This is a genomic window from Catenibacterium faecis (genome assembly GCF_014306455.1).
Classification (GTDB): domain Bacteria; phylum Bacillota_I; class Bacilli_A; order Erysipelotrichales; family Coprobacillaceae; genus Catenibacterium; species Catenibacterium mitsuoka_A.
Window position 1 is genome coordinate 1 of sequence record NZ_JACRWG010000100.1, and the last position, 3,647, is coordinate 3,647.

The window sequence follows — 3,647 nt, forward strand, 5'->3', positions numbered from 1 at the left end:
GTTTTGGTTTAGTTGGTCGTGATCAATGGTTTCCAAATTAATAGATAACAACTAATCTTATCTACTGAAAACTTAATTTACAGGAAATAAGAATTTACACAAGATTCTTGACACTATCAATTTGCGTTTTTAATGGAATACACATATATATAATTATAATTGAAATTGCAATTATAATTATATTTTTACTAAATAATGATAGCATCAACAACGATTGTAATATAGGCAGTATAACTAATAGAGAACGTCGCTTAAAACATTTTATAATATGTTGGCTATATCTTTGAACTAAAAATTGAAATACTACATATCCAAAATTAATATAAACAATATAATTTAAGGGAAAACCATTTAATAATAAGATAATTTGATATATTGTTGGAAAAAAGAATTGGAATCGTCCAATACCTTCATATATACCTATTGAAATTGTCTCTGAACTTTGCAAAAAAGCCTTAAGAGCATTGCCTATTGTTAATGTATTACTCATACTTTCTTTTCTATTAGTCGAAGTTCCTTTGATCATTAATCCCATTACTAGAGCAAATAATCGAATAATAAAAGTAACAATTAGTAGTAATGTATAGTTTTCTCCATAAAAAGTTGTTATTATAACTAACAGAATACTTGATGTCAAAGTTGCTAGAAAAGAAAATTCGTAAAATTTTGATAATGATTTATTAAATTTATTAACATCAGCATTTACAATGTCTTTAAGTAAAGATTCATTATTTCCGGAAGCAAGACTCCATCCCAATCCTTCCAAAAAATAAGCAATTAAAATCATGTAAAAATTTCTAAATATAATTAAAATCAATAATGAAATAACAAAGGCAAGTATTGAATACAACATAACTTTTTTTCTAGAAATTAGATCACCAAGATGTCCTGTTGGAATTTCTAGTATTCCTATAAATAATGGCAAACATAAGTTGATGACTGTAATTTGCATACTAGAAAAACCAAGACTATTTAAATAAGCAACTTCTACAGGAAAATATAATGATATACTTATAAAAAAATTTACTAAATACATTTTCTTAACTGAAGTTAATTTAGTAGCCATATTCTTCTGCCTTCTCCTCTACTGTTCTTAAAATTTCTTCTGGATTACATGTAATTATGTTGTCATACTGATCTAAAATAGTATCTCTTTTTTGTGGAACTATTGTACAGTCTGCCATTTTAAACAAAGATAAGTCATTCTCACCATCACCTGCAGCAATAATAATATATCCATCATCAATTAAATTTTTCAATGCACTACCCTTATCTGTTTTTAAAGGTTGAATTTCTAAATTATATTTAAACGATGTTGTTATTGATATATCACGGATATTTTCTAAAGCTTGTTTCATTTTTGTTAATTTATAAACATCCGAATCTATAATTTCAATTTTTAGAATATTTAATCCAGAACTCTCAATATTAAAAATTTCTCTTGAATTTGCATAAATTAATTTATAGTATATTTTTGCTTCTTCTACTATATCTTCAAAAGAGCCCTGCTTTGTTTCACCCAATTTTAATAATCTAGTATTTCTGTCTTTTGTACCTCGAACAACATTTCCTTTATCAGTATACAACATATATAAAACATCTAATTTTTCTAAATATTGTATAATCGTTTCACATTTCTCATTATCCAAATAATTTTTATTTAGTACATTACTCTCTTCATCATATATTTCTGAACCATTACAACAAATAGCACTATATTTAAATTCAATATCTCCTAAAACATCGTTCAACTTCTTATAATCACGGCCTGTTGCAAAACAAATCTGAATTCCTTTACTATATAATTCTTTCAAAATTCTTTTTGAAGTTTTCGATAATTCATTACCATCAGATATCAATGTACCATCAATATCTGAAACAAATATTATCTTCTTTTTCATATTACTCTCACATTCCTTTCTTTCCATATTTCAACAATCTAAATTTTTTTGTGGAAGAGATATTTTCCCACACAACCTGATTTGTATTGATTTTTTTTAGCAGTTTTAGCACTCTTTTTTGTATTAAACGATATATCAATTTGAAAACACACAAACCACAGGTTAATGAAAATTAAATATCATAAGCACCGCTTAATCGACGTTCATGAAGCTGAATCGGACACATAGCTTTTCCATCTGTTCTATAATTAGATCAGAAATCAGATGGAGATATAATTACATGTCAAACAAACTATTAAAGCCAAAGAAAGCTTCTCTATGTGAGTTCACTCAGAACTATTCTAATAACATCAATAACTGTATTGAATTATTCAAATCCATAGAATGGCCTGATGGATTCTCATATGATCATTGCGGATACCATAAGTATTACCTAGTCAAGCGTATCGGAATTAATGATCAGGCTAAATCGGAATTATTGATCAGCCACGCCATAATAATCAATAAAATCACACATCTTATTTCGATGTTCTAATGTAACACTTTCTGATGTAAAATACCATCTTCTCATTACCTTAACCCTCCAATTGATTTTTTCGTCTAGACATTTATGATTTTAATATTAATAACAAAAAATACTACAAATGTGTCATAAGCGACTCAAATTAGTCATAAGAAAATGATTCATCGTAATTACCAAATTATATAGTGTAACTAAAAAGGACTATTAATTCATTTTAGATTTAATAGTCCTTTATTCCAACCTCTGTTTCCGCATATTTGTATAGCCTACAGCTATATAGATATGCTCAGCCCTGGAGATATCACCTAACATAATAGTGCACCTATGATGTTGGTTACAGTTCCTATATCTGTATCACAAGGAAATTCTATACGAACATCACCTTTAGTTATAATTATGTTCTGTTTATCAAGTGTGCTCTGATCAACAGAGACAAATGATGGATCCTTAAAATTATGGCTGTAAAATTCAATCTGAGAATGTGCCTGCAGCTAATGGATCAGAGTACTTCTCTTAATACCATTTCAAAGCAATATCACATAAGCAAGCACACCTCATCGAAAGTAAAACGAAGAAAGGAGGAATTAGAATTTGATACTGCAAAATTAGAGTGTTATTCAGATACGGAATTAGGAAAGCTGTTCTTCCCTAATCTTTATGAAAGTGAAGACATCTATGCCCCTATAAATTATGAATATATTCATAATGAATTATCTAAACCTGGAGTCACTCTGAAGCTGTTGTGGAATGAATACTGTATCAAGATAAATGAAGTGAAGTATCCCGTGAGCTATTCAAAGTTCTGCAAAGGATACAAAGAACATGTTCAGAATCACAACTATACCAACCATATCCAGCATAAGCCAGGTATTCGTACTGAAGTAGACTTGTTATGCAAAGATTCTCATAACAAATCAATCATCATTTTATCCCCTGGCTTATGTGTGATATGCATTGTGAGATTATTTTTCTTTACATAATCACGATGCTTTTCACAGAAGTAACTGTACTAATAGATTGGGAATTTACTATTTCTACAGTCTTCTGCATATTCCTCCCATAATAATCTGATGTTTGTGATTATTCGCAAGGAACAGCACCGTCAATCGCATAAAGTGCACCACCTATATCACCAACTGCACCACTAGTCTAAAAATCAGAATATACACAACTGCACCACCTCATGGGTGGTCTTTTTGTACTATCATGATATTGGAGACAAT

Annotated in this window: 4 protein-coding genes; 2 read left to right on the forward strand and 2 right to left on the reverse strand. The window is 29.1% G+C overall.

Annotated features, from left to right (window positions below; translation table 11 throughout):
• Positions 1-94: 94 nt before the first annotated feature.
• Together H8909_RS12640 and H8909_RS12645 are read right to left on the reverse strand one after the other, a co-directional pair.
• Positions 95-1,066, reverse strand: a complete 972-nt coding sequence (locus H8909_RS12640; RefSeq protein WP_187013073.1) for an MFS transporter — start codon at positions 1,064-1,066, stop codon at positions 95-97.
• A complete protein-coding gene (locus H8909_RS12645; protein WP_187013074.1) occupies positions 1,056-1,901 on the reverse strand; it encodes an HAD-IIB family hydrolase in 846 nt (281 codons plus the stop codon). Before H8909_RS12645 ends, H8909_RS12640 begins: the two co-directional genes overlap by 11 nt.
• Before the next feature lie 280 nt (positions 1,902-2,181).
• Here H8909_RS12645 and H8909_RS12650 point away from each other — a divergent pair, with 280 nt between their 5' ends.
• Together H8909_RS12650 and H8909_RS12655 are read left to right on the forward strand one after the other, a co-directional pair.
• Positions 2,182-2,436 (forward strand): hypothetical protein, encoded by a 255-nt coding sequence (locus H8909_RS12650; protein ID WP_187013075.1) that lies wholly within the window; start codon positions 2,182-2,184, stop codon positions 2,434-2,436.
• Between the two features lie 482 nt (positions 2,437-2,918).
• Positions 2,919-3,404: a hypothetical protein gene (locus H8909_RS12655; RefSeq protein WP_187013076.1), complete on the forward strand. Its 486-nt coding sequence runs from the start codon at positions 2,919-2,921 to the stop codon at positions 3,402-3,404.
• Positions 3,405-3,647: the final 243 nt, after the last annotated feature.